The organism is Embleya sp. NPDC050154 (assembly GCF_044460165.1).
Classification (GTDB): Bacteria; Actinomycetota; Actinomycetes; order Streptomycetales; family Streptomycetaceae; genus Embleya.
In genome coordinates, this window is record NZ_JBITJP010000019.1 from 172,674 (window position 1) to 197,237 (window position 24,564).

A 24,564-nucleotide genomic window follows, 5' to 3' on the forward strand; every position below is an offset into this window, starting at 1 on the left:
GGCCCCGTAGGCGCCCACGCCCTGCCGTCCCGAGACGACCGCGTTCGTGGGACGGACGGCCGCGAATGCCTCGACTGCGCGACCGTCCCCACCCGAGCCCCGGGCTAGCCCAGCACCGCCCTCAGTTGGTCCAGGGACCACTCCAGGTCGTCCTTGGAGATGACCAGGGGCGGGGCGACGCGGATCGTCTGGCCGTGGGTGTCCTTGACCAGCACCCCCCGGGCCATCAGGGCCTCGGAGACCTCGTGCGCGGTGCCGAAGGCCGGGTCGATGTCGACGCCCGCCCACAGGCCGCGACCGCGCACGGCGACCACCGAGTGGCCGAGCAACGCGCCGAGTTCGCGGTGCAGATGGTCGCCGAGGTCGGCGGAGCGCTGCTGGAACTCGCCCGAGCGCAGGATCTCCAGCACCTCCAGGCCCACCGCGCAGGCCAGCGGATTCCCGCCGAAGGTCGACCCGTGCTCGCCCGGCGCGAAGACCCCGAGCACCGCGCGCGAGGACACCACGGCCGAGATCGGCACGATGCCGCCGCCGAGCGCCTTGCCCAGGACGTACATGTCCGGCACCACACCCTCGTGCTCGCACGCGAAGGTGCGGCCGGTGCGCCCGAGGCCGGACTGGATCTCGTCCGCGATGAACAGCACGTCGCGCTCCCGGGTGACCCGCCGCACCTCGGCCAGGTAGCCGGGCGGCGGGACCAGCACGCCCGCCTCGCCCTGGATCGGCTCGATCAGCACCGCCACCGTGTCCTCGGTGATCGCCGCGCGCAGCGCCTGCGCGTCGCCGTAGGGCACCACGTCGAAGCCCGGGGTGTACGGGCCGAAGTGCCGGCGTGCCTCCTCGTCCGTGGAGAAGCTCACGATCGTGGTGGTGCGGCCGTGGAAGTTGCCGGCCGCGACGACGATCCTGGCCTGCCCGTCCGGTACGCCCTTGACCTCGTAACCCCACTTGCGCGCGGTCTTGACCGCGGTCTCGACCGCCTCCGCGCCGGTGTTCATCACCAGCACCATCTCCATGCCGGCAAGCTGCGCGAGCTGCTCGCAGAACGGGGCGAACCGGTCGTTGTGAAACGCCCGGCTGGTGAGCGTGACCCGATCCAACTGCCGCTTGGCCGCGTCGATCAGCCGCGCGTTGCCGTGTCCGAAGTTGAGCGCGGAATACCCGGCCAGCATGTCCAGGTAGCGCCGCCCCTCGACATCGGTCATCCACGCACCGTGCGCCTCGGCGATCACGATCGGCAACGGGTGGTAGTTGTGCGCGCTGAAGTCCGCGGCCAGCTCGATCAGTCGAGTGCTCTCGGCCCCGGGGCCGACCGGGCGGCCGACACCGGCCTTGTTCTCGGAGGTGGGGACGGGCGAGTGCTGCGTGCTCATGACGTCCTTTCGCAACGGTGGAGATCGGTACGCGAAACGGTGGGGGCTCGATACGACGACGAAGAACGGTACGAAGACGAAGAAATCACGCAACGACCGCAAGATGTGGAAAACATGCCCGGGCAGGTACATACGGAATACCCCGCGAGCACGGGTGATCAACGGCCGGCGCGCAACTCCGGCACGCAACTGCGCACGCTCGCCCCATGGGCCGCGAATGCCGACATGTCCAGTTCGACCGTACGGAATCCCCGACCCGCGACCAGGCTGACCCGATGCCCCAGCGCGATCAGCGTCCCGCGCAACCGCTCCCACCGACCCATCGCGGTCGTGGTCCGCGCCGCGAACCCGGTCTCACCCGCGGGCACCCGTGCGTCCGACGCGATCACCTCCGACGCGCCCACGAGCTCCCGCGACCCCCGAAGCGCCTCGGTGCCCGAGGGCGCCTCCGAGCCCCGAACCGCCCCCGCGCCCGTGCGTGCGTCCAAGAACACCGGCGGGCACATCACGCAGTGCCGCAGCTCCGCGGCGCGCGGCGCGACGAACCCTCGGCGGCGCTGCCGGGGCAGTCGGCTCCGCTCGACTCCGGATGCGCTCGGACCGCAGGACGGAACGGTCCGATCGACCGCAGCACGAGGTGAGGCGCACGCGATATCCCCTTCTCGCGGACGGCGGCGGCACACGTGGGCGCGGGATCTCCGCGACCCACGTCGATGTGCCGTGCCGTTGGTGTAGCCGTGCAGGACGGCAGGCCGGTGCTTGGCGGCAGGCCGAGAGCCGCACCGATCGTCACCGTGGATGTGCGGTCGACGACCCTCTGTATCGGCCCTGCACAGCCTAGGTCGCGCCCGAAGGGCGAGTAAAGGCGCCTGTGTTGTCCACCCCCGCACGATCGTTGCGTGTTTCCCGGGGCGCCCGTGCGCTTTGTTGTGCGCCCGGCGCGGGGGTCGCGTGGCTCCCCTGACCGGATCCGCCTCACGCGCCTGAGAGAATGACGTCATGGCATCGACGCGTCCCCGTGTTCTGTCCGGAATCCAGCCCACCGCGGATTCGTTCCACCTGGGCAACTACCTGGGTGCGATCCGCCAGTGGGTGCCGCTCCAGGACAGCCACGATGCCTTCTACTGCGTGGTCGACCTGCACGCGATCACGGTTCCGCAGGACCCGAAGGAGTTGCGCGAGCGCACCCGGGTCTCGGCCGCACAACTGCTCGCGGCCGGCCTCGACGCCGAGCGCTGCACGCTGTTCGTGCAGAGCCACGTGCCCGAGCACGCGCAGCTCGCCTGGATCATGAACTGCGTGACCGGCTTCGGCGAGGCCGCGCGGATGACCCAGTTCAAGGACAAGTCCGCGAAGCAGGGCAACGACCGCACCACGGTCGGCCTGTTCACCTACCCGGTGCTCCAGGTCGCGGACATCCTGCTCTACCAGGCGGACGCGGTCCCGGTCGGCGAGGACCAGCGCCAGCACCTGGAGCTGACCCGCGACGTCGCGCAGCGCTTCAACACGACCTTCGGGGAGACGTATGTCATCCCCAAGCCGTTCATCGTCAAGGAAACGGCCAAGATCGTCGACCTCCAGGACCCGACGATCAAGATGAGCAAGTCGGCCTCGGCGCCCAAGGGCATCGTCAATCTGCTCGACGACCCCAAGGTCAGCGCCAAGAAGATCCGCAGCGCGGTCACCGACACCGGCACCGAGGTGCGCTTCGACGAGACCGACAAGCCGGGCGTGTCCAACCTGCTCACCATCCACTCGGCGCTGTCCGGCACCTCGATCGCCGCGTTGGAGGAGCGATTCGCGGGCAGGGGCTACGGCGACCTGAAGAAGGAGGTGGCCGAGGTGCTCGTCGAGTTCGTGACGCCCTTCCAGGAGCGTGTGCGCACGTACCTGGACGACCCGGGCGAGTTGGACGTGCTGCTCGCGCGAGGTGCGGAGAAGGCCCGCGCGGTGGCGTCCGAGACGCTGGCCAAAACCTACGACCGTGTCGGCTTCCTGCCTCCGGTGACCGGCCGGATGGGAGTCTGAGGCGCAACACATGGCGAAGCGCACCATCGGGGTATCGATCGCGATCCCCGAGCCCTACGGCAGTGAGCTCCAGGCTCGCCGCGCCGGGTTCGGAGATCCGCTGGCGAACGCCATCCCGACCCACGTGACCCTCCTGCCGCCCACCGAGGTGGCCGACGAGGCGATGGCCGAGGTCGAGGAACATCTACGCGCGGTCGCCGCCGGCGAGGCCCCGTTCGACATACACCTGCGCAGCACCGGTACGTTCCGACCCACCTCGCCGGTGGTGTTCGTCCAGGTCGCGCGCGGCATCCCGGAGTGCGAGCGGATCGAGGCCGCGGTGCGGTCCGGGCCGTTGGAACGCGAGTTGCACTTCCCGTACCACCCGCACGTGACCGTCGCGCACCACCTGCCGGACCATATGCTCGACCTGGCCTTCGCGGAACTCGTCGACTACGACGCGGTCTTCCCGATCTGGGGCTTCAGCCTGTACGAGCACGGCGCCGACGGGGTGTGGCGCCCGCAACGTGACTTCGCGTTCGGCCAATCGTTGCCAGGACCCCTGCCCGTGTGACGCCGTCTCGGCCACGCGGGACGTCACAGAGTGGAGTCGCGTGTGGGCCGGGCGTCGGTTGGGCAGCAGTCAGCCGTGGCGATCAAGGAACGACTCGGCCGGATCCCGGTCATCGGCCCCACCTGGCGGGCGTATTCGCGTTATGGCGATCGGCAGGGCAATCGGCTGGCCGCGGCGGTGACCTACTACGGGTTCCTGTCGCTGTTCCCGCTGATCACGCTGGCGGCGGCGGTGGTGGCCGCCGCGCTCGACCCGTCCCAGGTCCAGCGCATGCAGAACAAGATCTCCGAGCAGATCCCCGGCATCGCGGACAAGCTCGACCTGGACGCGCTGGTGCGCAACGCCGGCGCGGTCGGGGCGATCGGCGGCGCGGTGCTGCTCGTGTCGGGGACCGGGTGGGTGGACGCGACCCGCTCGTCCATCCGGGCGCTCTGGGACATGGACGAGGAACCCGGCAACGCGGTCGTGCGCAAGATCGCCGACGTGGGTGTCCTGATCGGTTTGGGGCTGGCACTCGCGCTGTCGGTGGGCGCGTCCACGTTCGCGACCATCGTGATCCGGGAGGTCTCCGACTCGATCGGGCTCGAACACCAGCCGGTCGGCCGGATCCTGCTCCAGATCGCCGCGTTCGCGGTCGCGGTCGGCGCGAGTGTGGTGCTGTTCGTGTACCTGCTGGTCGGCATGCCCCGGCTGACCATGGGCCGGTCGGTCGCGCTCAAGGGCGCGCTGATCGGCGCGATCGGCTTCGAACTGTTGAAGCTGCTGGTGTCCTCGTACATCGCGGGCGTCGCGGGCAAGAGCGCGTACGGAGCGTTCGGGGTGCCGGTCGCGCTGCTCCTGTGGATCTACTTCGTGACCCGGCTGCTGCTGTTCTGCGCGGCGTGGACGGCCAACGCGCAAGAGGCCGCGGAGGTCGAGGAGAACGCCGAGGCCGCCGCCGAGAAGGCCGCGGCCGAACCGCCGTTGGAACTGACCCGCTACGGCGGGAAGCAGGCGCACCCGGCCCGCACCTACGGCCTCGCGATCGCCGGCACCGCCGCACTCGGCATCCTGCTGGAGCGCTTCACCCGAAAGCGCCCCTGAACCCACCGCCCGGCCCGGCCGACGCTCGGGGCCACCCGTCCCGGGCCGAGCACCATCAGCCGGGCCGGCGTTCGAGGCCGATCCGAGCCCACCGACACCTACGGCAAATTCTCGAACCGAACGCCCGAATCCCCCTCGCGCCGCCGAAGGGCGAACAACACGCCGCCGCCCAGCACGAGGGCCGCCGGCACCCCTATGCCCGCCCACAGCCCCCAGGCGAATCCGCCGTCGTCCGACGAGGACGCCGCCTGCGTGGTCTTGGCATCGCCCGCCTTGGCATCGGTCGGCTTCGAGCCCTTGTCCTTCTTGTCACCCTTGTCGCCCGGACTCGACAACGGGTCGACCAGCGCGCCGATCGGCTTCGCCTGGGCCAGCGCGGCGAAGCCCCAGTCGAGCAACTTGCCGGTGTCCTCGTAGGTCTTGCCCTTGCCCTCGACGTGCATGAGGCTCACCAGCAGGGTTTTCCCACCGCGCTGCGCACCGCCGACGAACGTGTTGCCGGCGTTGGTGGTGTAGCCGTTCTTGACGCCGATCATGCCGGGATACTGGCCGAGCATCGTATTGGTGTTCTGGATCTGGAACTTGGCCCCCGCCACGCCCGGGAAGTCGGCGACCCTGGTGCTCGCGTAGGAGCGGAAGTCGTTGTTCTTGAGCCCCTCGCGGGCGAACAGCGCGAGGTCGTACGCGCTGGAGACCTGCCCGGGTGCGTCGTAGCCGTCCGGCGAGACCACATTGGTGTCGCCCGCCTGGAGTTGCTTGGCCCGCTCGTTCATCTGCTGCACCGTCGCGGGCACGCCGCCGTTCATCGCGCACAACACGCGCACCGCGTCGTTGCCCGAACGCAGGAACACGCCGCGCCACAGGTCCTCGACCTTGTAGGTCTCGTTCTCCTTTATCCCGACCAGGCTGCTGCCCTCGCCGAGGTTGCGCAGGTCGGCGGGCGTCACCTGGTAGGTGGTGTTGCGGTCGATCTTGGGCAACACGGTGTCGGCGAACAACATCTTGAGCGTGCTGGCCGGCGGCAGTTTCCAGTGCGGGTTCTTCGCCGCCAGGATCTTGCCGCTGTCCGCGTCCGCGACCACCCACGCCCAGCCCTCGACGGCGGGCAACGGGGGTGCGCCCGGCGGCAGGTCGCTCTGTACGCCCGGCTGGGCCAGCCTCGGGCCGCCGAGATCGGACATCGGTGACGGCGGTTGTGGTTCCGGGGTGGGCCCGGCGGCCCGAGCGACCGGGACAAGACCCAACGTGAAAACGAGCGCGGCAGCGCAGAACACGGCCGGCTTCCGAGAAGCCCGGAACCAATCAGACATGTGATGAGCGTACTGGCGGCCCCCGGCTGCGGTCCGTCGACCGCGCCGCCGCATACTGAACCGGGACAAATTTGCTGAGGTTTTGACCGAGGAACGGGTGCTTCACGTTGAGGATCGGCCGAGGTGTTTCCACCTGTCTGGTGTTGTTCGGGATCTGGAGTTGGATCCTGTGGCCGAACTTCCTCAAGAACATCTGGGCGGACGACCGGTCCTGGAACGACGGCGCGACCGCGTTCTTCCTGATCCACCTGGCCCTGACGATCGTCTCGTTCGTGGCGGGCAACGCGATCGGCTGGCTCGGTATCAAGGGCCTGCGCGCGGCGCGGAGCCCGCAGCCGTGACCGACGACCCCACGGGCTGCCCGGCGCACGCGGTGCCGGCCGGACCCGAGTTGTTCTCCCGGGAGTTCATCGCCGACCCGTACCCGGCGTACGCGCACCTGCGCGAGTACGCGCCCGTGCATCGCACCACGCTGCCCAGCGGGGTCGAGGCCTGGTTGGTCACCCGGTACGCGGACGCCAAGCAGGCCCTCGCCGACCAGCGCCTGAGCAAGGACCCCCGACGCTCGGAGGCGGCCTGGAAGCAGGGCAAGGTCGGGGTGCCCGGCGAACAGCGCTCGGGCGTCGGCGCGCACCTGCTCAACCTCGACCCGCCGGACCACACCCGGCTGCGCCGACTGGTGTCCAAGGCGTTCACGCCGCGTCGGGCCGAGGATTTCCGGCCTCGGATCCAGGCCCTGACGGACCGACTGCTCGACGACTTCGCCCGGACCGGCGAGGCGGACCTGATCCACGACTTCGCGTTCCCGCTGCCGATCTACGCGATCTGCGACCTGCTCGGAGTGCCCGAGGAGGATCAAGCGGACTTCCGGACCTGGGCCGCGATGATGATCCGGCACGGCTCCGGGCCGCGCGGCGGGGTGGCCCGGGCGGTACGGCACATGCGTACCTACCTCGCCGAGTTGATCCATCGCAAGCGCGCGACGCTCACCGACGCGGACGACGACCTGATCTCGGGGTTGATCCGGGCGAGCGACCACGGCGAACACCTGACCGAGGACGAGGCCGCCGCGATGGCCTTCATCCTGCTCTTCGCCGGCTTCGAGACCACGGTCAACCTGATCGGCAACGGCCTGCTGACGCTGCTCACGCATGACGCCGAGCGACTCGCGGTACGGGCCGACCCCACGCTGCTCGCGCCCACCGTCGAGGAACTGCTGCGCTACGACGGGCCGGTCGAGGTGGCCACGTGGCGCTTCAGCACCACCGAGGTGGAGATCGGCGGGACGCTGATCCCGGCGGGCGAACCGGTGCTCGTCGTACTCGCGGCGGCCGACCGGGACCCGCGCCGGTTCGCCGAGCCCGATCTGCTCGATCCGGCACGCGCGGACAACCAGCACCTCGCGTTCGGGCACGGCATCCACTACTGCATCGGCGCGCCGCTGGCCCGGCTCGAAGGCCGGATCGCGATCGGCACGTTGCTGGATCGGCTGCCGGACGTGCGACTCGCGCTGCCGAAGGACGAACTGCGGTGGCGGGGTGGGCTGATCATGCGCGGGCTGCAACGGCTGCCGGTGACGTTCACGCCGGAGGCGTAGTCGGACAGGCATGCGAAGACGTAGTCGCCATGGCCTCCGCCGCGGGTATGGACGACGTCGACGGCGGGCCGGTGGATCGTCATCCACCGGCCCGCCGTCGTGCGTGATCCCGGCTGCCTTTCTCCCCGAATCGCCCCCTGCGTGCGCTTCCCCGCCCGGTTTCCCTCCCACTTTTCCGCCCCGGTCGTCCCCGCCCCGGTTCCCCGCCCCATTTCCCCTGTGTCCCCCGCGTTCGCGCTGTGCCCTGCACCCCCCACGCCCCCCGGCGTGTCACTCCTCGACAACCGCGTTCCGACCCACTCCGGCGTTACTTCCCCAAGACGCCTTCACGGATCGGGTGCGGAGTCGCTCCCCCTGACGAAACCCCTCCCGGCTCCTCCGACCCCCGAGCCCGAACCCCCCGGCCCGAACCCCGAGTCCGATCCCCGAGCCGACCCCCCCCGGCCCGAGCCCCGGTCGACCGGGGCTAGTCGTGCCCGGTCAGTGCGGCGAGTTCGGCGGGAGTGGGTCGGTCGGTCCGGTCGTACGCCGAACGCCGCTCGCGACGCGTTCCGCCGACCGGGCGAATGATGGACGTCATGCCCTGCTCCTGTTCCCCGAGGCGGACCCTTGCGGTCCGCTTCCCAACAGGGACTTGTCTACAGGGAGCCGTTCCCGACACACAACGGGTCCTTGACACATTTGATCACTAAGAGTGAATCAAGGCTACGAAATGGTCAAAGAGGTTTGTTTCAGGCGTGGTTGTCGAACGGCGCGACAAGGGAACGCAAAAGCCCGGCCAGGACCGCCTGTTGCTCGATCGTCAGGCCGGCCAGGATGGCCCGCTCCTGGTCGAGCAGCTCGGCCATCGCCGCGTCGACGCGATCGCGGCCGTCGTCGGTCAGCCGGACCAGCACGCCGCGCCGATCGTCGGGATCGGGCAGCCGCAACACCAGCCCCTTGGCGGCGAGGCGGTCGATGCGATTGGTCATCGTCCCGGAGGTCACCAGGGTCTGGGTGAGCAATTGGCCGGGCGAAAGCTGATACGGCGCACCGTCGCGACGCAGCGCGGAGAGCACGTCGAACTCCCACGGTTCGAGGTCGCGCGCGGAGAACGCGGTACGCCGGGCGCGGTCCAGGTGGCGCGCCAGTCGGGTGACCCGGCTCAGTACTTCGAGGGGTTCGACGTCGAGGTCCGGGCGCTCCCGCTTCCACGCCGCGACAAGCCGATCGACCTCGTCTTTCATGAACTCATTCTAGCGAGTCGTTCGACGCCAAGCCTCTTGATATCGAGATAAGACTGAGCAATATCCGACACCTTTCTCCCGGAAGCGAGCGGCTTCGGGCGCGCCGGAAATGCCTGGTCCGGCTCGGGACCGGCTGACAGGCTGAGCGTATGGACCGTACCCGACGCGTCGCCGACGCGGCACGTGCACTGCATGGCCTGGCTCTGGGCGACGCCTTCGGCGAACAGTGGTTCGTCCTCAGGCGCAGGCACCCCGACCCGACCGAACGTCAGGCACGCCGGATCGCGCCGGATGCCGCGTTCTGGCAGTGGACGGACGACACCGCGATGGCGCTGTCCGTGCTGCGCATCCTGCACCTGTGCGACGACGTGGATCAGGACGCGCTGGCCGCGCACTTCGCCGCGTCGTACGAGGCCGACCCGCATCGCGGCTACGGCGCCTCGATGCACGGCGTGCTGCGCGCGATCCGCGAGGGTGAACCGTGGCGCGAGGTGACGCGCCGTCAATTCGAGGGCCAGGGCTCGTGGGGCAACGGCACCGCGATGCGGGTCGCGCCGTTGGGCGCCTGGCACGCGGACGCGGGACTCGCCCACGTCGCGGCCGAGGCCGAGCGCTCGGCCGCGACCACGCACGCCCACCCGGAGGCGGCGGCGGGCGCGATCGCGGTGGCGATCGCGGCGGCGCTGGCGACCCGGGGGCGGGACGAACCGGCCCCGGATCCGGTCGAGTTCCTGACCGAGGTGGCCGGGCACACGCCGGAGGGCGACGTGGCCTCGGGGATTCGGACCGCGTCCCGATTGCCGGCCACGTCCTCGGTCCCGCACGCGGTGAGCGTGCTGGGCAACGGCTCCCGGATGAGCGCGCCCGACACGGTCCCGTTCGCGCTGTGGACGGCGGCACGCCGGCTCGACGCGCTCGAGGACGCCCTGTGGGACACCGCACGGGGCATGGGCGACGTGGACACCACGTGCGCGATCACGGCCGGCGTGGTCGCGTCGCGCACGGGCCTGCGCGGCATCCCCGACAGCTGGCTCGCCGCCCGCGAACCGCTCCCGACCTGGGTCGACACCGGCGGCGTACTGCCACGGAACCGCTACCGCCCCGGGCCGCTCCCGGTCGCGGCGCCGGCCGAACCGTTCGGAGCCGGGCAGCAACCCGGTCGAATCGGGCGGCACGAGCAAACCCGCCCGTAACCTCGCCGTTCGGGGTCACGATGGAGGCGTGCGACCGGACGGCCTGGACAAGCAGATCGTGGCTCACCACGTCCGCGACGCCCGGGCGAGCTTCGCCGGGATCGGGGCCGAGGTCGGCCTCTGGGCGCCCGCGGTCGAGCGGCGGGTGGACCGACTGCGCGAGGCCGGCGTGATCCGCGGCTTCCACGCCGGGTGGATCCGCACGCGTTGGGCCGGACCACCGAGGCGCTCGTGCGGATCTCCTGCGCGCCGCGCACCTCTCCCGCGCAGTTGCTCGCCTGTCTGCGCCGGCATCCCGAGGTGATCGGCGCGGACAGCGTGGCCGGCGACATGGACGCGGTGTCGCGGACCACCGCGACCGACGTACGGCACCCGGAGGAGGTGTCGGACCGGCTCCGGGACGAACCCCTGGTGCTCGACACCCGCAGCACGATCGTGCTCGGCAGGCTCCCGGAACACACCAAGGGCGGGCCGCTCGGCCCGCCCTTGGTCACCACCGACCAGGCCCCGTCCGAAATCGGCGAACGGCTCCCGACCCGGATTCGGCTCGGGTTCAGATCAGGCCCAGCTCGCGCACCGCGTCGCGCTCCTCGGCCAGCTCCCGCACCGAGGCGTCGATCCGGCCGCGGGAGAACTCGTTGATGTCCAGGCCCTGGACGATCTCCCACTTGCCGTCCTTGCAGACCACCGGGAAGGACGAGATGAGGCCCTCGGGCACGTCGTAGGAACCGTCCGAGACGACACCCATCGAGGTCCAGTCGCCGTCGGCGGTGCCGTTGACCCAGGTGTGCACGTGGTCGATCGCCGCGTTCGCCGCGGACGCCGCCGAGGACGCGCCGCGCGCCTCGATGATCGCCGCGCCGCGCTTGGCGACGGTCGGGATGAAGGTGTCCGCGAGCCAGGTCTGGTCGTCGACCACCTCGGCGGCGTTCTTGCCCGCGATCTGTGCGTGGAAGACGTCCGGGTACTGGGTGGCCGAGTGGTTGCCCCAGATGGTCAGCTTCGCGATGTCGGTGACCGCGACGCCGGTCTTCTTCGCGAGCTGGGTCAGCGCGCGGTTGTGGTCCAGGCGGGTCATCGCGGTGAAGCGCTCGGCCGGTACGTCCGGCGCGTGCTGCTGCGCGATCAGCGCGTTGGTGTTGGCCGGGTTGCCGACCACGAGCACCTTGATGTCGGACGCGGCACCGGCGTTGATCGCCTCGCCCTGCGGCTTGAAGATGCCGCCGTTGGCGGCCAGCAGGTCGCCGCGCTCCATGCCCGCGGTGCGCGGGCGGGCACCGACGAGCAGGGCCACGTTCGCACCCGCGAAGCCGTCGGTCGGGTTGTCGAAGATGTCGATCCCGGCAAGCAGCGGGAACGCACAGTCGTCGAGCTCCATCGCGGTGCCCTCGGCGGCCTTGACCGCCTGCGGAATCTCCAGAAGGCGCAGGCGCACCGGGGTTTCGGGACCGAGCAGGTGACCGGAGGCGATGCGGAACAGCAACGCGTAGCCGATCTGACCGGCCGCGCCCGTGACGGTGACGTTGACGGGGGTACGGGACATTGCGCGCGGGTCTCCTCTGCTGCGGCGGGATCCGACGCCGATGGCAGTCCGCCGGTAGCTCGGCATCGAGATACTTTTCGCCGCCACATTACTCCCGCCCCGGGGCGGCTCGGCCAACCCCGGGTGTGAGGTTCGCCCCGAAGCCTATTGCACCGCCCGGTTTTCGTTTCCGCGGAGCCGGCGGATAGGTTCGTGACTCCACGCAGCCGCCCACACCCGGAGGGTGACCACATGCACCTGTCGGACCTCCCCGAGACGACCTGTGTGCCCACCCCCGGCCGACTCGAGCCGCCGGTGCGGCCGGCCGCGCTCGAGACGATCGACGCGGTCGTGCTCGGCTGGGTCGACAACGCCGGCATCACCCGGGTCAAGGCGATCCCGTACTCGCGCCTGGACGCGGTCGCCACGCACGGTGTGGGCTTCTCCCCCGTGTTCGACGTCTTCCTCGCCGACGACTCGATCACCGCCGGCTCGCTGGTCGGCGGCCCGGCCGGCGATCTGCGGCTGATCCCCGACCTGGCGGCGCTGCGCCCGCTGGCCGCGCAGCCGGGCTGGGCCTGGGCGCCGGGTGACCGGTACACCCAGGACGGCGTGCCCTACCCGGGCTGCCAACGTGCCTTCGCCCGGCGGATGACCGCGCGTGCCGGGCTGCGCGGGTTGTCGCTGCGGATGGGCTTCGAGGTCGAGTGGGTCACCGGCACCGAGGCCCCGGACGGCTCCTTCGTCCCCGCGTTCCACAAGGCCGCGTACGGGATGACCCGGATGGTTCGGGTATCCGATCAACTGCGCGAGCTGATCCGCGCGCTCGCCGCCCAGGACGTGAGCGTGTTGCAGGTGCATCCGGAGTACGCGGCGGGCCAGTTGGAGGTCTCCGTCGCTCCGGAGGACCCGGTCGGCGCGGCGGACACCACGGTGCTGGTGCGCGAGACGATCCGCGCGGTCGCCGCCCGGCACGGACACGCGGTCTCCTTCGCGCCGTGCGTGCTGCCCGGCGAGGTCGGCAACGGCGCGCACCTGCACTTCTCGCCGTGGCGCGACGGGGTGAACCTGTGCCACGGCGGCGAGGGACCGCGGGGGCTGACCCGCGAGGGCGAGGCGTTCCTGGCCGGGGTGCTGCGCGAGTTGCCCGCGCTGCTGGCGATCGGCGCCCCGGGCGCGGCCGGCCACCTTCGTCTGGTCCCGGACCGCTGGGCTGGCGCGTACCGCTGCTGGGGCCTGGAGAACCGGGAGGCGGCGCTGCGGCTGATCACCGGGATGGCGGGCGAACGGCAACACGCCGCGAACGCCGAACTCAAGTGCTTCGACGCGACGGCCAATCCCTACCTGGTGGTGGGTACGGTGATCGCGGCCGGACTGGCCGGCATCGAGGACGAGCTGCGGCTGCCGGTGGAGGTGGCGGGCAACCCGTCGGCCGTCGCCGGCGTGCCCCGTCTGCCGGAGTCGCCGGCCGCCGCGCTGGCGGCGCTGGAGGCGAGCGCGGTACTGCGCGAGGCGCTCGGCGAGACCCTGTTCGACGCGATCACGGCGATCCGCCGCGCCGAGATCGCCCGCTCGGCCGGGATGACCCCGAGCGAGATCGCGGCCGACGCACGCCTGCTGTACTGACCGCCCCGCCGCCCACCGGCACATCCGGGAGCCGACCCCTCGACGCGCCGCCGGACGCCGACGGTGCCCGGGAAGCGTCCCCGATCCCCCGTCGGGCGACCGAGCACGCCGAGGGCATCGAGGACACCCCTAGGAGCCGGTGCGCTTGGGCACCCACGGCAGGTCGACGAGCGGATCGGGGATGCTCAGCCCGAGCAGCAGCACCGCGACGCCGAAGAACAGCAGCACGCCCACGTCCGTGAACCGGCTGCGGACCGCCAGCACGCCCACGTCGGAGACGAACAGCCGCAGTATCGCCGCGATCAGGAAGGTGCCGGCGATCAGGATCGCGGCGATCCGGAAGCCGTTCAGCGCGGCGGTCAGCAGCGCGGCGAGCAGGCAGCCGAAGACCACCATCGCGGGCCACTCCCGCAACGGCCCCGGTCCGGCCGGCGAGGCACCGCCCTCCGGCGGGTAGGTACCCGGCTCCTTCCTCCTGCCGTCCTTGCGTCGCCCCCGAGCGGTTGCCACAGGTCCCACCTCTCTCATCTCGCCGGCAGCGGATCCGCGCCGGACCCGGGTGCGACGGGCGCGCGCCGCGGGCCCGTGCCCGCGCGGCCCCCGCCCCGGGTCCGGCACGGTCCGATCACAGGCTGGTGACCTGCCGCTCGGCGGCCTCGATGACGTTGGTGAGCAACATCGCGCGGGTCATCGGACCCACCCCGCCGGGCATCGGGGCGACCCACGCGGCCTTCTCGTACGCCTCCGGGTGCACGTCGCCGACCAGGCCCTGCTCGGTACGGGTGATGCCCACGTCGAGCAGCACCGCGCCGGGCTTGACCATGTCGCCGCTGATCAGTCCGGGCACCCCGGCCGCGGCGATGACGATGTCCGCCTGGAGCACGTGGAACGGCAGTTCCTTGGTGCCCGTGTGGCACAGGGTCACCGTGGCGTTCTCGGTGCGGCGGGTGAGCAGCAGGCCGATCGGGCGGCCGACGGTGACGCCTCGGCCGATCACGCACACCTCGGCGCCGTTGATCTGGATGTCGTGCCGGCGGAGCAGTTCGACGATGCCGCGCGGGGTGCACGGCAGCGGCGCCTCCTGACCCAGCACCAGCCGGCCCAGGTTCATCGGGTGCAGGCCGTCGGCGTCCTTGTCCGGGTCCATCAGCTCCAGGACCCGGTTGGCGTCCAGGTGCTTGGGCAGCGGGAGCTGGACGATGTAGCCGGTACAGGCCGGGTCCGCGTTGAGCTCGCGCACCACGTCCTCGACCTGTTCCTGCGTCGCGTCCGCGGGCAGGTTGCGCTGGATGCTCGCGATGCCCACCTGGGCACAGTCGCGGTGCTTGCCGCGCACGTACGAGTGGCTGCCGGGGTCGTCGCCCACGAGCACGGTGCCCAGACCCGGCGTGATGCCTCGGGCCTTCAGGGCCTCGGCCCGTACGGCCAGTTCGGCTTTGATGGCGGTGGCGGTGGCCTTGCCGTCGAGGATCTGCGCCTTCAAGTTCTGTCTCCTGGTCCACGGTTCCGGGCCGGTCGTTGAGATTGTCCCGTATCCGAGCCGGCCGCGCGGCGGGCCCCGTGCAGAAGGCGTGCCGGCGGGGCCAGGATGCGCTGCTGGACGAACTCGGGCAGTTGCCACGTCGGCACCGGCTCGTTCGCCCGGGCGATCGCCTGGGCCAGCCGCTTGAGGTGTTGGCGCGGCACCGGATGCCCCCACAGGTCCGGCAGTTCGGGCGGCGTCGGGGGACGGCGCTCCTCGGCGGCCGACGCCAGTTCGTTGAGATAGGCGTCCAGGCGGGCCAGGTCGTCCTCGGGAATGGGTTCGGGCGGTGTGCTGCGATAGGTCTCGGGCGCGGTCATCAGCCGGTAGCCGAGCCGCTGGGCAGTCACGATCGCGGGCCACAGCCGTTCGGCGTCCAGTCGGCGGCCGGTGAACTCGCCCAGTGCCGCCTCGTACACGCTCCACAGGTCGAGCAGTTCGCGGCGGGCCGCCCGGCGGGTGCTGCCCCACGCGCGATCGTCCACGATCTGCCCGGTGACCGTGGCCCGCAGCAGCAGCCCCTCGGCGCGGATGGTCCGGCCCAGTTGGCGCGGCAGTCGGGTCGCGGACGCGCGCGGCCACAACACCAGGCTCGCGGTCAGACCGACGGCCAGGCCCAGCACGGTGTCGATCAGGCGCGTGGCGGCCAGATCGCCCACGTGCGCGCCGGGTTGGCCGGCGGCGGCCAGGAAGAGGCCGACGGGGGTCACGCACGCGGCGGCCACGGCGAGGTTGCGGGCGATCACCGTCTGCGTCGCGCCGAACAGCAGCGCGACCGCGATCACCACCAGCCACTGGTTGGGCATCAGGTCGTGGAAGAACAGCGCGATCACCGCCACGCCCACCAGCGTGCCGATCGCCCGTTGCAACACACGGCCGAAGTCGAGCACGACATTGCCGCCCTGGAGCGCGGCACCGGCCGCGATGGCCACCCACACCGGGTGCACCACCGGCAACAGCGCGGCGGCCAGCGTCGCCGAACCGACCCCGAGCCCGGTGCGCAGCGCGGTCGGCGGGACCAGCGACGCGCGGTCGAACGCGGCGCGCATGCGCTCGCCGGCGGTGGGCCGCCGACCGGGGATGATCTCGCCCTCCTTGACCGCCGGTCGGCCGGCCGCCTCGGCGGCGGCCTTGAGCACCGTGCGCAGGAGGCGTTCGGCGGCGGTCTCGGTGTCGGCGAGCACCGCGGGCATGACCGGGACCAGTTTGGGCCGGCCGACCGCGCCGGCCAGCGCGCGCACGGTGTCCGGGATCTCCGGCGGCAGCGGCCGGGTGCGCTCGACGGCGAGCAGTTGCGCGGCCTGGAACAGGTCGAGCGCCCGCCGACACAACACCCGCAGCCGACGTGCCTCGCCGGTACGCCGGTTGCGCTTGGTGTCCGCGCGCAACACGGTCACCCACGCGCTGTGCACCGTCTCGGACGCGCGGTGTCGGGCGGCGTCGCTGGGCTGGTCGCCGATCGCGGCGAAGAAGTCGGCGAGCGCCTCGAAACAGGCCGCGAGCGCCATGTGCTCGGGGTGGCGCGGGCGCACCAGCCAGCCGGACATCGACACCAGCCACGCGCCGGCCGCGCCCGCGAGCACCAGCGCGGCCCGTTCGGGGACCATGTCGGGTTGGTGCGGCAAAAACGCGCCCATCGCGCAGACCAGGGTGAACATGTAGCCGCCCGGGCGTTCCACCTGCAACGCGCCGCACAGGAAGGTGGCGACGGTGGCGACCAGGGTGATCACCGGGACGTACAAAAACGCGGTGCCGGCCGCGAGCGAACCCAGGGTCAGCGACAGGGCCAGCCCCAGACCCACCAGCGCGAGGGTGATCGCCCGGCGCGCGTACGGCTCCTTGGCCGCGTACAGGACGGTGTAGCCGCCGAGCGCGGCGAAGGTGGCGTAGCCCAGGCCAAGGGTCGCGGTGACGATCGCGAACGGGATGCCCACGCCGAGTGCGGCGCGTGCCCCGGACGCCCAGGTGAAGCCCTTGCCGGTGAGTGTGACCAGCGGCTTGATCTGGTTCTGCGGACCCAGCTCGGGCGGGTGCACCGCCGGGAACGGCGGCAGCGTCGGCGGATCGGACGAGGTCGCCGAGGGCCCCGGCGGCAACGCGAGTGGTGCGCGTTTCGGCTGGGGTCCGGGTGTCGCCTGATCCTGCATCCTCCTATGCAACGCACCTTTCGCACGGAATGCCAAGTCCCCCACCATGACCCCGGTCACGGCAGCCGCCGCGGACCTTCCGCGCGCCAACCGTCGAGGTGTAGGGTGCCGCCTCCAACAGGCTCCGGGCGGTGGGGGCGACATCGCGGCCCGTTTCGGCGTTCGCGTGTCGACGAAACCCGGAACCATCGGCGCCGCGTATCGCGTGTACGCGCGTTCTCAGGGGAGAGTTCCGCATGTCCCAACCTCCGGGTCCGTACGGCCCGCCGTCCGGCTACGGTGCCGAGGGCCAAGGCCAGGGCTACGGTCAGCCCGGCTACGGCCAGCCGGCCTACGGTCAGCCGAGCTACGGCCAGCCGGGCTATGGCCAGCCGAGCTACGGCCAGCCCGGTTACGGTCCACCCGCCGGCTACGGCCCGCCGCCGAACATCGGCGAGTGGTGCGCGAGCTGGGGCCGGCGGGCAGGCGGGCTGCTGGTCGACGCGCTCGTCGCCTTGCCGGTCTCGATACCTTATATCGGCGGCTACATCTGGTTCATGGACAAGACCACGGTCACCGAGAACCTCGACGGCAGCGAGACGACCGAGTACGACGGCGGTGCCGGTCCGGTCCTCCTGATCGTCATCGGCGGCCTGATCTCGCTGGCCTTCCAACTCTGGCAGTTGTACCGCCAGGGCAAGACCGGGCAGACCATCGGCAAGCGCGCCGTGGGCATCAAGGTGCTGCGTGAGAGCGACGGGATGCCGACCGGCTTCGGTATGGCGTTCGTTCGCGGTCTCGCCCACTTCCTGGACACGATCGCGTGCTTCCTGGGCTGGCTGTGGCCGCTGTGGGACGACAAGAAGCAGACGTTCGCGGACAAGGTCTGCTCGACGGTCGTGGTCAAGGTCTGAGCACCACCCTCAGCACACGCGCGAGGCGCGACCCCGACCGGGGTCGCGCCTCGCGGGCCTTCACCGCGCCCCGGTCACCCGGGACGCGATCGAGCGGTGGAATCAGTGGAAGAAGTGCCGGGTCCCGGTGAGGTACATGGTGATCCCGGCCGTACGTGCCGCCTCGACCACCTCTTCGTCGCGAACCGACCCACCGGGCTGGACCACCGCGCGCACACCGCCCGCGATCAGCACCTCCAGGCCGTCGGCGAACGGGAAGAACGCGTCGGACGCGGCGACCGAACCGGCCGCCCGCTCGCCCGCGCGCGTGACCGCCAGCTTGGCCGAGTCGACCCGGTTCACCTGGCCCATGCCCACGCCCACGGTCGCGCCGCCGGACGCGAGCAGGATCGCGTTGGACTTGACCGAGCGCACCGCGCGCCAGGCGAACACCAGGTCGCGCAGCGTCTCGGCGTCGGCGGGCTCGCCGGTGGCCAGCGTCCAGGCGGCGGCGTCGTCGCCGGGCGCCTGGTAGCGGTCCGCGTTCTGCAACAGCAGGCCGCCGTCGATCTGGCGGAACTCGGCGGGCGTACGCGGCGCCTCGGGGGCGCGCAGCACCCGGATGTTCTTCTTGCGGGCGAGCACCTCGACCGCGCCGTCCTCGTAGTCCGGCGCGACGATCACCTCGGTGAAGATCCCCGCGACCTGCTCGGCCATCGCGACGCTCACCGGTCGGTTGACCGCGATCACGCCGCCGTAGGCGGACACCGGGTCGCTCGCGTGCGCCCTGCGGTGCGCCTCGGCGACGTCCGCGCCGATCGCGATCCCGCACGGGTTGGCGTGCTTGATGATCGCCACGCACGGCTGCTCGTGGTCGTACGCGGCACGCCGGGCCGCGTCGGTGTCCATGTAGTTGTTGTAGGACATCTCCTTGCCGTGGAACTGCTCGGCGCCCGCGAGGCCGCCGGTGCCGTCCACGTACAGGGCCGCCGCCTGGTGCGGGTTCTCGCCGTAGCGGAGCACGTTCTCCCGGCGGCGGACCGAGCCGAGGAAGGCCGGGAAGCTCTCCTCGTCGGCCGGCGCGTAGCTGTTCGAGAACCAGGAGGCGACCGCGACGTCGTAGGCGGCGGTGTGCCCGAACGCCTCGCCCGCGAGCCGCTTGCGCTGCGCCAGGTCGAAGCCGCCCGCCTCGAGCGCGGCCAGCACGTCGGCGTAGCGGTCCGGGCTGGTCACCACCGCGACGGAGGGGTGGTTCTTGGCCGCGGCGCGGACCATCGACGGGCCGCCGATGTCGATCTGCTCGACGCACTCGTCCGGGGTCGCGCCCGACTCGACGGTCTGCGTGAACGGGTACAGGTTGACCACGACCAGGTCGAACGGCCGTACGTCCAATTCCTCGAGCTGCGCGCGGTGCGACTCCAGGCGCAGGTCGGCCAGGATGCCGGCGTGCACGCGCGGGTGCAGCGTCTTGACCCGGCCGTCCAGACATTCCGGGAAACCGGTCAGTTCCTCGACCTTGGTCACCGGCACGCCCGAGGCGGCGATCCGCCCGGCGGTGGAGCCGGTGGAGACCAGCTCGACGCCGGCCGCGTGCAGGCCCTGGGCCAGTTCCTCCAGGCCGCTCTTGTCGTACACGCTGATCAACGCGCGACGGATCGGGCGGCGAGCCTCGTCCTCGGTGGCGGGAGTGGGGGTGGGGGCGGCGGAAGTCATGCGGGGATCCGGACCTTTCTTCCTTCGATGCGGTAGCCCTCGCGGGCCAGCCGGCCCACGACCTCGACGAGCAGGGTGCGCTCGACAGTCTTGATGCGCTCGTGCAACGCGTCGCCGCCGTCGGCGTGATCGCCGTCCTCGACCGTGACGACGCCCTGAGCGATGATCGGCCCGGTGTCCACGCCGGCGTCCACGAGGTGGACCGTGCAACCGGTCACCTTGGCGCCGTACGCGAGCGCGTCCCGGACGCCGTGCGCGCCGGGGAACGAGGGCAACAGTGCGGGGTGGGTGTTGAGGGTGCGTCCCTCGAAGCGGGCCAGGAAGCGCGGGCCCAGGATCTTCATGAAGCCGGCCGACACCACCAGATCGGGTTCGTACCCGGCGACCGCGTCGGCCAGCGCGGCGTCCCAGCTTGCCCGGTCCGAGTGATCGGCGACGCGTTCGACGAAGGTGGGCACGCCCGCCCGCTCGGCCCGGGTCAGCCCCGCGATGCCGTCGCGGTCGGCGCCCACGGCCACCACACTCGCGCCGTACGCGGGATCCGCGCACGCGTCGAGCAGGGCCTGGAGGTTGGTGCCGGAGCCGGATACGAGGACGACGAGCCGGGCCGGCCCGGGGGTGCGCGGGGCGTGAACGGCCACTGCTTTCAGGCTCTTTCCGGAAGGAAGGGCGGGAGAGGCACCACATGGATTCGGGCTCTCGCCGGGATCTCGTACGGGGCCGGCGGGCGTTCCCCGACAAGAGGCGGGAACACGGAGCGACGCCCGTACGTCGGCAACGATAGCGTCAGGGGGTAGGCAGTACCGAACCGGCGGGGTGGGACGGCATCGGCGGACCCGGCGGCATCCGCCCGACGGGCCCTTGAGGCCACTTGGGCGCCGCCGCCCGGCTACGGTGCACCCCGCACACGTACGATCCTGGGAAGGGAATCCCGCGATCCGGCACGACGAGGGCAGGCAGAGGATGAGTACCGGCAACGAGACCGACGAGCGGGATCCCTACGCCCCGCCGCCGGAGGGTACGCCCGATCGCCCGCCGGCCGCCCCGTGGAACGTGCCCGGCAACGGGCGAGGGGACGGCGGCAACGGGGGCGATCGGCACGGTCGCGAGGACCGGCCGCAACGGGCTCCGCGCGAACCGCGCGAGCAGCCCGACCCGAAGGACATCCGGGTCCGCAACGGCCGACTGGCGCTGTGGTCGGGGGTGTGGGCGGTGTTCTTCGCGCTGTTCCTGCCGTCCGACCTGGGTCTGGTGCTCGGCGTGGTGCTGGGCGTGGTCGCGCTGGTGCTCGGCATCCGCACGGTGCGCGGGACGACGCCGGCCACGGCCGGACCGCGGATCGAGGAGGGTCCCGGCGGCACCGCGCGGCATCCGAGGCACGCCCCGGGCGGTCCGGCGCATCGGCCGCGCGTTCGCCGACCGGCGGGCGCCCGTTCCGGCGCCGCGCTCGCGGGTCTGGTCACCGGCGCGATCGCGGTGGTCTACGTGCTGGGCGTGTGGACGTTCGAGGCGGTCAACAAGGACTACTACGACTGCATGGACAGCGCGCTCACCAAGACCGGCGAGCAGCGTTGCCTGGACAAGCTGCCCGAGCGCTACCACTGGGTCGTGGACGGCACGTTCTAGGTATCGCCGGGTGCCGCTGGGTGCCGAGTTCTTCCTGTGTGCCGCGCTCGGCTAGGAAGAGCCGGTGGTTCCGAGGGCCGTCTCCGTCTCGGCGGGGGCGGCCTTCGGGCTTTTTTGGCCGCGCCACCAGGTCGTGGCCAGCGCGGTCGGGGCGGCGATCAGCGCGATCTCGACGGTCAGCGCGGCGGCGGTGCGCCACACGTTCGGGCCCAGGTCGGCGAGGTTGGCCAGGCCGGCGGTGCCGGAGGCGAGCCGGGCCGAGGCGAGGGCGAGCAGGCCGACACCCAGGCCCGCGCCTGCGGCGTGCGAGGTGACCGCGAGCCAGGCCCGGGGCGGCTCGGCGCGGGCCGCGAAGAAGCCCGCCGCGACGCCCGCGAGCACCGGGAGCACCGCGGGCGCCCACGCGGTGGAGGGCACCGTGGCCGGGCCGGGCAGCGCGGCGAGCAGCGGCAGGGTGGGCAGCGTGCCCAGGGTGCCGCCGGTGGGCGCGATGGTGGTGGCCGCGCCGAGCGCGAACCCGGTGCCGGCGGCGTAGGACACCGCCCACACGATCGCGTTGGGCACCAGCGCGGCGCACAGTACGGCCAGCGCCGCGAAGCCGACCGGGTCGTGGGTGGTCAGCGCCAGCGCGACCCGAACCTGGCCCGCGTGCGCGAACAGGCACGCGAGCACCAGGAGCGCCCCGCCCGCCGCGAGCACCGCGGCCGAGGCCAGGGCGGCCCGGACGGCGGGCACCCGGACCAGCGCGGGCCCGAACGCGCCGAGCACCCCGGCCGCCAGGACCCCGAGCGCGGCCGGCACGACCGTGTCGAACACGGGCCGCACGCTCGCCGTACCGACGCCGAGGGCGACCGCGTACAGCAGGCCGGTGTACACCAGCACCTGGGACGCGAGCACGATCGCGGTCCCGGCCAGACCGTCCGCGAGCCGCCGGCCGATCCGGCACAACACCCAGATCAGCGGCACGGTCAGGCCGAGCGGGGCGAGCCGCAGCGGTACCACGGTCACGATCGGTTCGACCGATCCGGTCGCCCGATGGCTGATCTCGACGAACTCGAAGCCCACGTGGTGCGCGGCGAGCCAAATGCCGCCGATCACCCGCAGCAGCGCCTGCGGGTGATCGAAGCCGCCCGAGGTGGCGCCGCACGTGGCCACGATCAGTACGAGCACCGCCACGCCGCCGAGCCCGGCCCCGACCGCGAGCAGCGCCGACACCACGCCTCGGGCCAGCGCCTGCGCGATCCGGGCGGTGTCGGGGCGGCGGTCGGCGAGGGCAACCAGGGCAGGCAGGCCCGGCAGGGCGGCCAGGACCGCGGCCGGCGAGCGGCCGGGCTCCGGTGGGCCCCACGGGCGATCGGCGGGCGACTCGGGCCCACCGGGGGTCTCGACGGGGCTCAGCACCGGGAGCGCGGCGGGCGGACGGTCCGGCTTGGACGGGACGACGATCGGCGGAGTCTCGGGGCGGGGCGGGGCGAGGAGGACCTCGGCGGGCTTGGTGGCCCCGGTGGACCCCGAGTACTCGGCGGCGCACTCCCCGGGTTCGGAGGGGTCCACCGAGTCCTCCCGGTCTCCCGGGTCTCCCGGAGCCACCGGGTCCACCCGGTCCACCCGGTCCACCGGGTCCGGCGGCCCGGACGGTCCCGGCGTCTCGGCGGTTTCGGGGGGATCGACGACCGACCCGGGTTCCGCCTCCGGCAGCGACCCGGGCGACTCCCCCAGAGCCTGGGGCGGGGACATCCCGGGGGTGGCCGGAAGGCGCTCGACGCCGGCCCACGGGGTGGATCGGGCCACCGTCCAGGGCGCCGACGGGCCGCGTTCGTTTTCCGGCATTTCGGTCACGGCCCCATGCTGCCAACGCGGATCCGATCCGGGCCGCATATGGCCGCCGAGCGCGGCAAGACACCCCATTTGCTCGATTGGGGTCATTTAATATGCATTATCAATCGCCCCTCGGGTACCTCAGGCCCCTATGGGCATCGACAACGAGCGGAACACCTCCCGCGAGCGTGCCCCGGGCTTCGAGGCCCTGCACGCGGCGATCGCATCCGACATCGCGCGCTACGCGTACCTGTTGACCGCGAGCCCCACCCGGGCCGCACACGTGACCCGGCGCGCCTTCGCGCTGGTCTGGCGCGACCTGCCGGACGTCGCGAACACTCCGGCCGACGCCGGCCACGTACGCACCCTCGCCGGCGACCTCGCGCTCGGCCACCGGTTCCTGCTGCGGCGCGCGATGTGGCGCCTGGTGCCGCATCCGGACCACACCGACCGGGTCGTCCCGCACACGGACGACGACGCGCGTCGCGAGCAGGACATCGCGCTCCTGCGCGCGCTCCAACGGGTGCCCGGGCACCGTCGGCGGGTGTTCGTGCTGCGTCACCTGTTCGGGATGTCGCCGGAGCAGGTCGCGGTCGAGACCGAGGCGACCACCGAGGCGACCCTGATGCGGCTCGTGCACGCGCACGAGGACCTGGCCGAGCTGGTCCCGGCGCTGACCGGGCCGTCACCGAACTGCCAGGAGGCGCACGACTTCCTGAGCACGATCACGTGCGATCTCGCGGCACGGTACGAACCGCGTGTGCCCGGGCCGCACGCGGCCAGGCTGGGCAGCAGGACGCGGACCTCGGTGCTGGTCGCGATGGTCGCGGCGGCGGTCCTCGCCCTCGTGATCACGTCGCTGCCCCGGCTGCTCGACCCGGCCACCTCGCGGGACTCGCGAGGCGGCTACCGGGTCCGCCCGATCACCGGTCCCGAGGTGGCCCGACGCCTGCCACCGGTACCCGGCGACGTGGAGACCCCACCGGCGCCGACCGCCGCACCGCCCGCACCGGCCGCCGCACCGCCGGCGCCGGAGGCACCCACTCCGCCGGCCGCGCCGGCGCCCGCGGAACCGGAGCCGGCACCCGCGGCGGAACCGGCGGCGCAGCCCGTCGGCCCGGAGCCGGCCGCCGCGCCGACACAGCCGATCAAGCCGCTGGTCCGGCCGGTGGCGCCCACCGTGCAACGCACGTTCGGGCCGACCCCGACCGGGATGTTCACCCTCGCGTCGGCGGCCCCGAGCGGGCCGGACACGATGCCCGCCCCGAAGAGCGCGTTCGTGCTCGACACGAGCTGCCTGGACAACGGTCTCCGGCGCACGCCGCCGCTCTGACCGGGTCCCGTACGGGCTGGAG

23 protein-coding genes are annotated in these 24,564 nt (G+C 72.2%); 12 read left to right on the forward strand and 11 right to left on the reverse strand.

Annotated elements, in window-relative coordinates; translation table 11 throughout:
- Positions 1-104 precede the first annotated feature (104 nt).
- Positions 105-1,373, reverse strand: coding sequence for an ornithine--oxo-acid transaminase (rocD, locus tag ACIBSV_RS33905; RefSeq protein WP_395869919.1), 1,269 nt, complete (start codon positions 1,371-1,373; stop codon positions 105-107).
- Between the two features lie 158 nt (positions 1,374-1,531).
- Positions 1,532-1,777: a hypothetical protein gene (locus tag ACIBSV_RS33910; RefSeq protein WP_395869921.1), complete on the reverse strand. Its 246-nt coding sequence runs from the start codon at positions 1,775-1,777 to the stop codon at positions 1,532-1,534.
- 595 nt (positions 1,778-2,372) lie between these two features.
- Here ACIBSV_RS33910 and trpS point away from each other — a divergent pair.
- The 3 genes from trpS (at position 2,373) to ACIBSV_RS33925 (ending at position 5,037) form a co-directional block, all read left to right on the forward strand.
- The gene (gene trpS, locus ACIBSV_RS33915; protein WP_395869923.1) at positions 2,373-3,401 is read left to right on the forward strand and encodes a tryptophan--tRNA ligase; all 1,029 of its coding nucleotides are present in this window, start codon (positions 2,373-2,375) and stop codon (positions 3,399-3,401) included.
- 10 nt (positions 3,402-3,411) lie between these two features.
- Positions 3,412-3,954, forward strand: a complete 543-nt coding sequence (locus tag ACIBSV_RS33920) for a 2'-5' RNA ligase family protein (RefSeq protein ID WP_391585317.1) — start codon at positions 3,412-3,414, stop codon at positions 3,952-3,954.
- A 75-nt stretch (positions 3,955-4,029) separates the two neighbouring features.
- The gene (locus ACIBSV_RS33925) at positions 4,030-5,037 is read left to right on the forward strand and encodes a YihY/virulence factor BrkB family protein (RefSeq protein ID WP_395869925.1); all 1,008 of its coding nucleotides are present in this window, start codon (positions 4,030-4,032) and stop codon (positions 5,035-5,037) included.
- 98 nt (positions 5,038-5,135) lie between these two features.
- Here the strand turns inward: ACIBSV_RS33925 and ACIBSV_RS33930 are convergent, their stop codons facing one another.
- Entirely contained in the window at positions 5,136-6,218 is a 1,083-nt protein-coding gene (locus ACIBSV_RS33930) for a D-alanyl-D-alanine carboxypeptidase family protein (protein WP_395869926.1), read from the reverse strand.
- 236 nt (positions 6,219-6,454) lie between these two features.
- Between ACIBSV_RS33930 and ACIBSV_RS33935 the strand changes: the two genes are divergently transcribed.
- A complete protein-coding gene (locus tag ACIBSV_RS33935; RefSeq protein WP_395869928.1) occupies positions 6,455-6,688 on the forward strand; it encodes an SCO4848 family membrane protein in 234 nt (77 codons plus the stop codon).
- On the forward strand, positions 6,685-7,944 hold the full coding sequence (locus ACIBSV_RS33940) for a cytochrome P450 (RefSeq protein ID WP_395869930.1): 1,260 nt from the start codon (positions 6,685-6,687) through the stop codon (positions 7,942-7,944). Before ACIBSV_RS33935 ends, ACIBSV_RS33940 begins: the two co-directional genes overlap by 4 nt.
- A 731-nt stretch (positions 7,945-8,675) precedes the next feature.
- Here ACIBSV_RS33940 and ACIBSV_RS33945 read toward each other — a convergent pair.
- The gene (locus tag ACIBSV_RS33945; protein WP_395869932.1) at positions 8,676-9,170 is read right to left on the reverse strand and encodes a MarR family winged helix-turn-helix transcriptional regulator; all 495 of its coding nucleotides are present in this window, start codon (positions 9,168-9,170) and stop codon (positions 8,676-8,678) included.
- A 149-nt stretch (positions 9,171-9,319) separates the two neighbouring features.
- Between ACIBSV_RS33945 and ACIBSV_RS33950 the strand changes: the two genes are divergently transcribed.
- The 3 genes from ACIBSV_RS33950 to ACIBSV_RS33960 are packed head-to-tail and all read left to right on the forward strand — an operon-like array spanning position 9,320 to position 11,005.
- Positions 9,320-10,363 (forward strand): ADP-ribosylglycohydrolase family protein, encoded by a 1,044-nt coding sequence (locus ACIBSV_RS33950; RefSeq protein WP_395869934.1) that lies wholly within the window; start codon positions 9,320-9,322, stop codon positions 10,361-10,363.
- 28 nt (positions 10,364-10,391) lie between these two features.
- The gene (locus ACIBSV_RS33955; RefSeq protein ID WP_395869936.1) at positions 10,392-10,667 is read left to right on the forward strand and encodes an Lrp/AsnC family transcriptional regulator; all 276 of its coding nucleotides are present in this window, start codon (positions 10,392-10,394) and stop codon (positions 10,665-10,667) included.
- Positions 10,595-11,005 carry an Lrp/AsnC ligand binding domain-containing protein gene (locus ACIBSV_RS33960; RefSeq protein WP_395869938.1) on the forward strand — a complete coding sequence of 137 codons (411 nt, stop codon included), beginning with the start codon at positions 10,595-10,597 and terminating at the stop codon, positions 11,003-11,005. The genes ACIBSV_RS33955 and ACIBSV_RS33960 overlap by 73 nt, the downstream gene beginning before the upstream one ends.
- On the opposite strand, the gene ACIBSV_RS33965 is transcribed toward ACIBSV_RS33960, so the two are convergent.
- Positions 10,917-11,906, reverse strand: coding sequence for a malate dehydrogenase (locus ACIBSV_RS33965; RefSeq protein ID WP_395869939.1), 990 nt, complete (start codon positions 11,904-11,906; stop codon positions 10,917-10,919). The genes ACIBSV_RS33960 and ACIBSV_RS33965 overlap by 89 nt on opposite strands.
- A 231-nt stretch (positions 11,907-12,137) precedes the next feature.
- Between ACIBSV_RS33965 and ACIBSV_RS33970 the strand changes: the two genes are divergently transcribed.
- A complete protein-coding gene (locus ACIBSV_RS33970; RefSeq protein ID WP_395869941.1) occupies positions 12,138-13,511 on the forward strand; it encodes a glutamine synthetase in 1,374 nt (457 codons plus the stop codon).
- 129 nt (positions 13,512-13,640) lie between these two features.
- Here the strand turns inward: ACIBSV_RS33970 and ACIBSV_RS33975 are convergent, their stop codons facing one another.
- The 3 genes from ACIBSV_RS33975 to ACIBSV_RS33985 form a co-directional block, all read right to left on the reverse strand.
- Positions 13,641-14,021 carry a DUF3017 domain-containing protein gene (locus ACIBSV_RS33975; RefSeq protein WP_395869943.1) on the reverse strand — a complete coding sequence of 127 codons (381 nt, stop codon included), beginning with the start codon at positions 14,019-14,021 and terminating at the stop codon, positions 13,641-13,643.
- A gap of 115 nt (positions 14,022-14,136) precedes the next feature.
- Positions 14,137-14,994, reverse strand: coding sequence for a bifunctional methylenetetrahydrofolate dehydrogenase/methenyltetrahydrofolate cyclohydrolase (locus tag ACIBSV_RS33980; RefSeq protein ID WP_395869944.1), 858 nt, complete (start codon positions 14,992-14,994; stop codon positions 14,137-14,139).
- Positions 14,991-17,180, reverse strand: a complete 2,190-nt coding sequence (locus ACIBSV_RS33985) for an FUSC family protein (protein WP_395869945.1) — start codon at positions 17,178-17,180, stop codon at positions 14,991-14,993. The genes ACIBSV_RS33980 and ACIBSV_RS33985 overlap by 4 nt, the downstream gene beginning before the upstream one ends.
- A 236-nt stretch (positions 17,181-17,416) precedes the next feature.
- Between ACIBSV_RS33985 and ACIBSV_RS33990 the strand changes: the two genes are divergently transcribed.
- Complete coding sequence (locus tag ACIBSV_RS33990; protein WP_395869947.1) at positions 17,417-18,073, forward strand: RDD family protein; 657 nt, start codon at positions 17,417-17,419, stop codon at positions 18,071-18,073.
- A 102-nt stretch (positions 18,074-18,175) separates the two neighbouring features.
- Here ACIBSV_RS33990 and purH read toward each other — a convergent pair whose 3' ends face one another.
- Positions 18,176-19,765, reverse strand: coding sequence for a bifunctional phosphoribosylaminoimidazolecarboxamide formyltransferase/IMP cyclohydrolase (gene purH, locus ACIBSV_RS33995; protein WP_395869949.1), 1,590 nt, complete (start codon positions 19,763-19,765; stop codon positions 18,176-18,178).
- The gene (gene purN / locus ACIBSV_RS34000) at positions 19,762-20,406 is read right to left on the reverse strand and encodes a phosphoribosylglycinamide formyltransferase (protein ID WP_395869952.1); all 645 of its coding nucleotides are present in this window, start codon (positions 20,404-20,406) and stop codon (positions 19,762-19,764) included. The genes purH and purN overlap by 4 nt, the downstream gene beginning before the upstream one ends.
- Before the next feature lie 322 nt (positions 20,407-20,728).
- On the opposite strand from purN, the gene ACIBSV_RS34005 reads away from it, so the two are divergent.
- Positions 20,729-21,391 (forward strand): hypothetical protein, encoded by a 663-nt coding sequence (locus ACIBSV_RS34005; RefSeq protein ID WP_395869954.1) that lies wholly within the window; start codon positions 20,729-20,731, stop codon positions 21,389-21,391.
- 51 nt (positions 21,392-21,442) lie between these two features.
- Here the strand turns inward: ACIBSV_RS34005 and ACIBSV_RS34010 are convergent, their stop codons facing one another.
- On the reverse strand, positions 21,443-23,221 hold the full coding sequence (locus ACIBSV_RS34010; protein ID WP_395870015.1) for a DUF6350 family protein: 1,779 nt from the start codon (positions 23,219-23,221) through the stop codon (positions 21,443-21,445).
- Positions 23,222-23,360: 139 nt separating this feature from the next.
- Here ACIBSV_RS34010 and ACIBSV_RS34015 point away from each other — a divergent pair, with 139 nt between their 5' ends.
- Positions 23,361-24,542, forward strand: a complete 1,182-nt coding sequence (locus tag ACIBSV_RS34015) for an RNA polymerase sigma factor (RefSeq protein ID WP_395869956.1) — start codon at positions 23,361-23,363, stop codon at positions 24,540-24,542.
- Positions 24,543-24,564 lie beyond the last annotated feature (22 nt).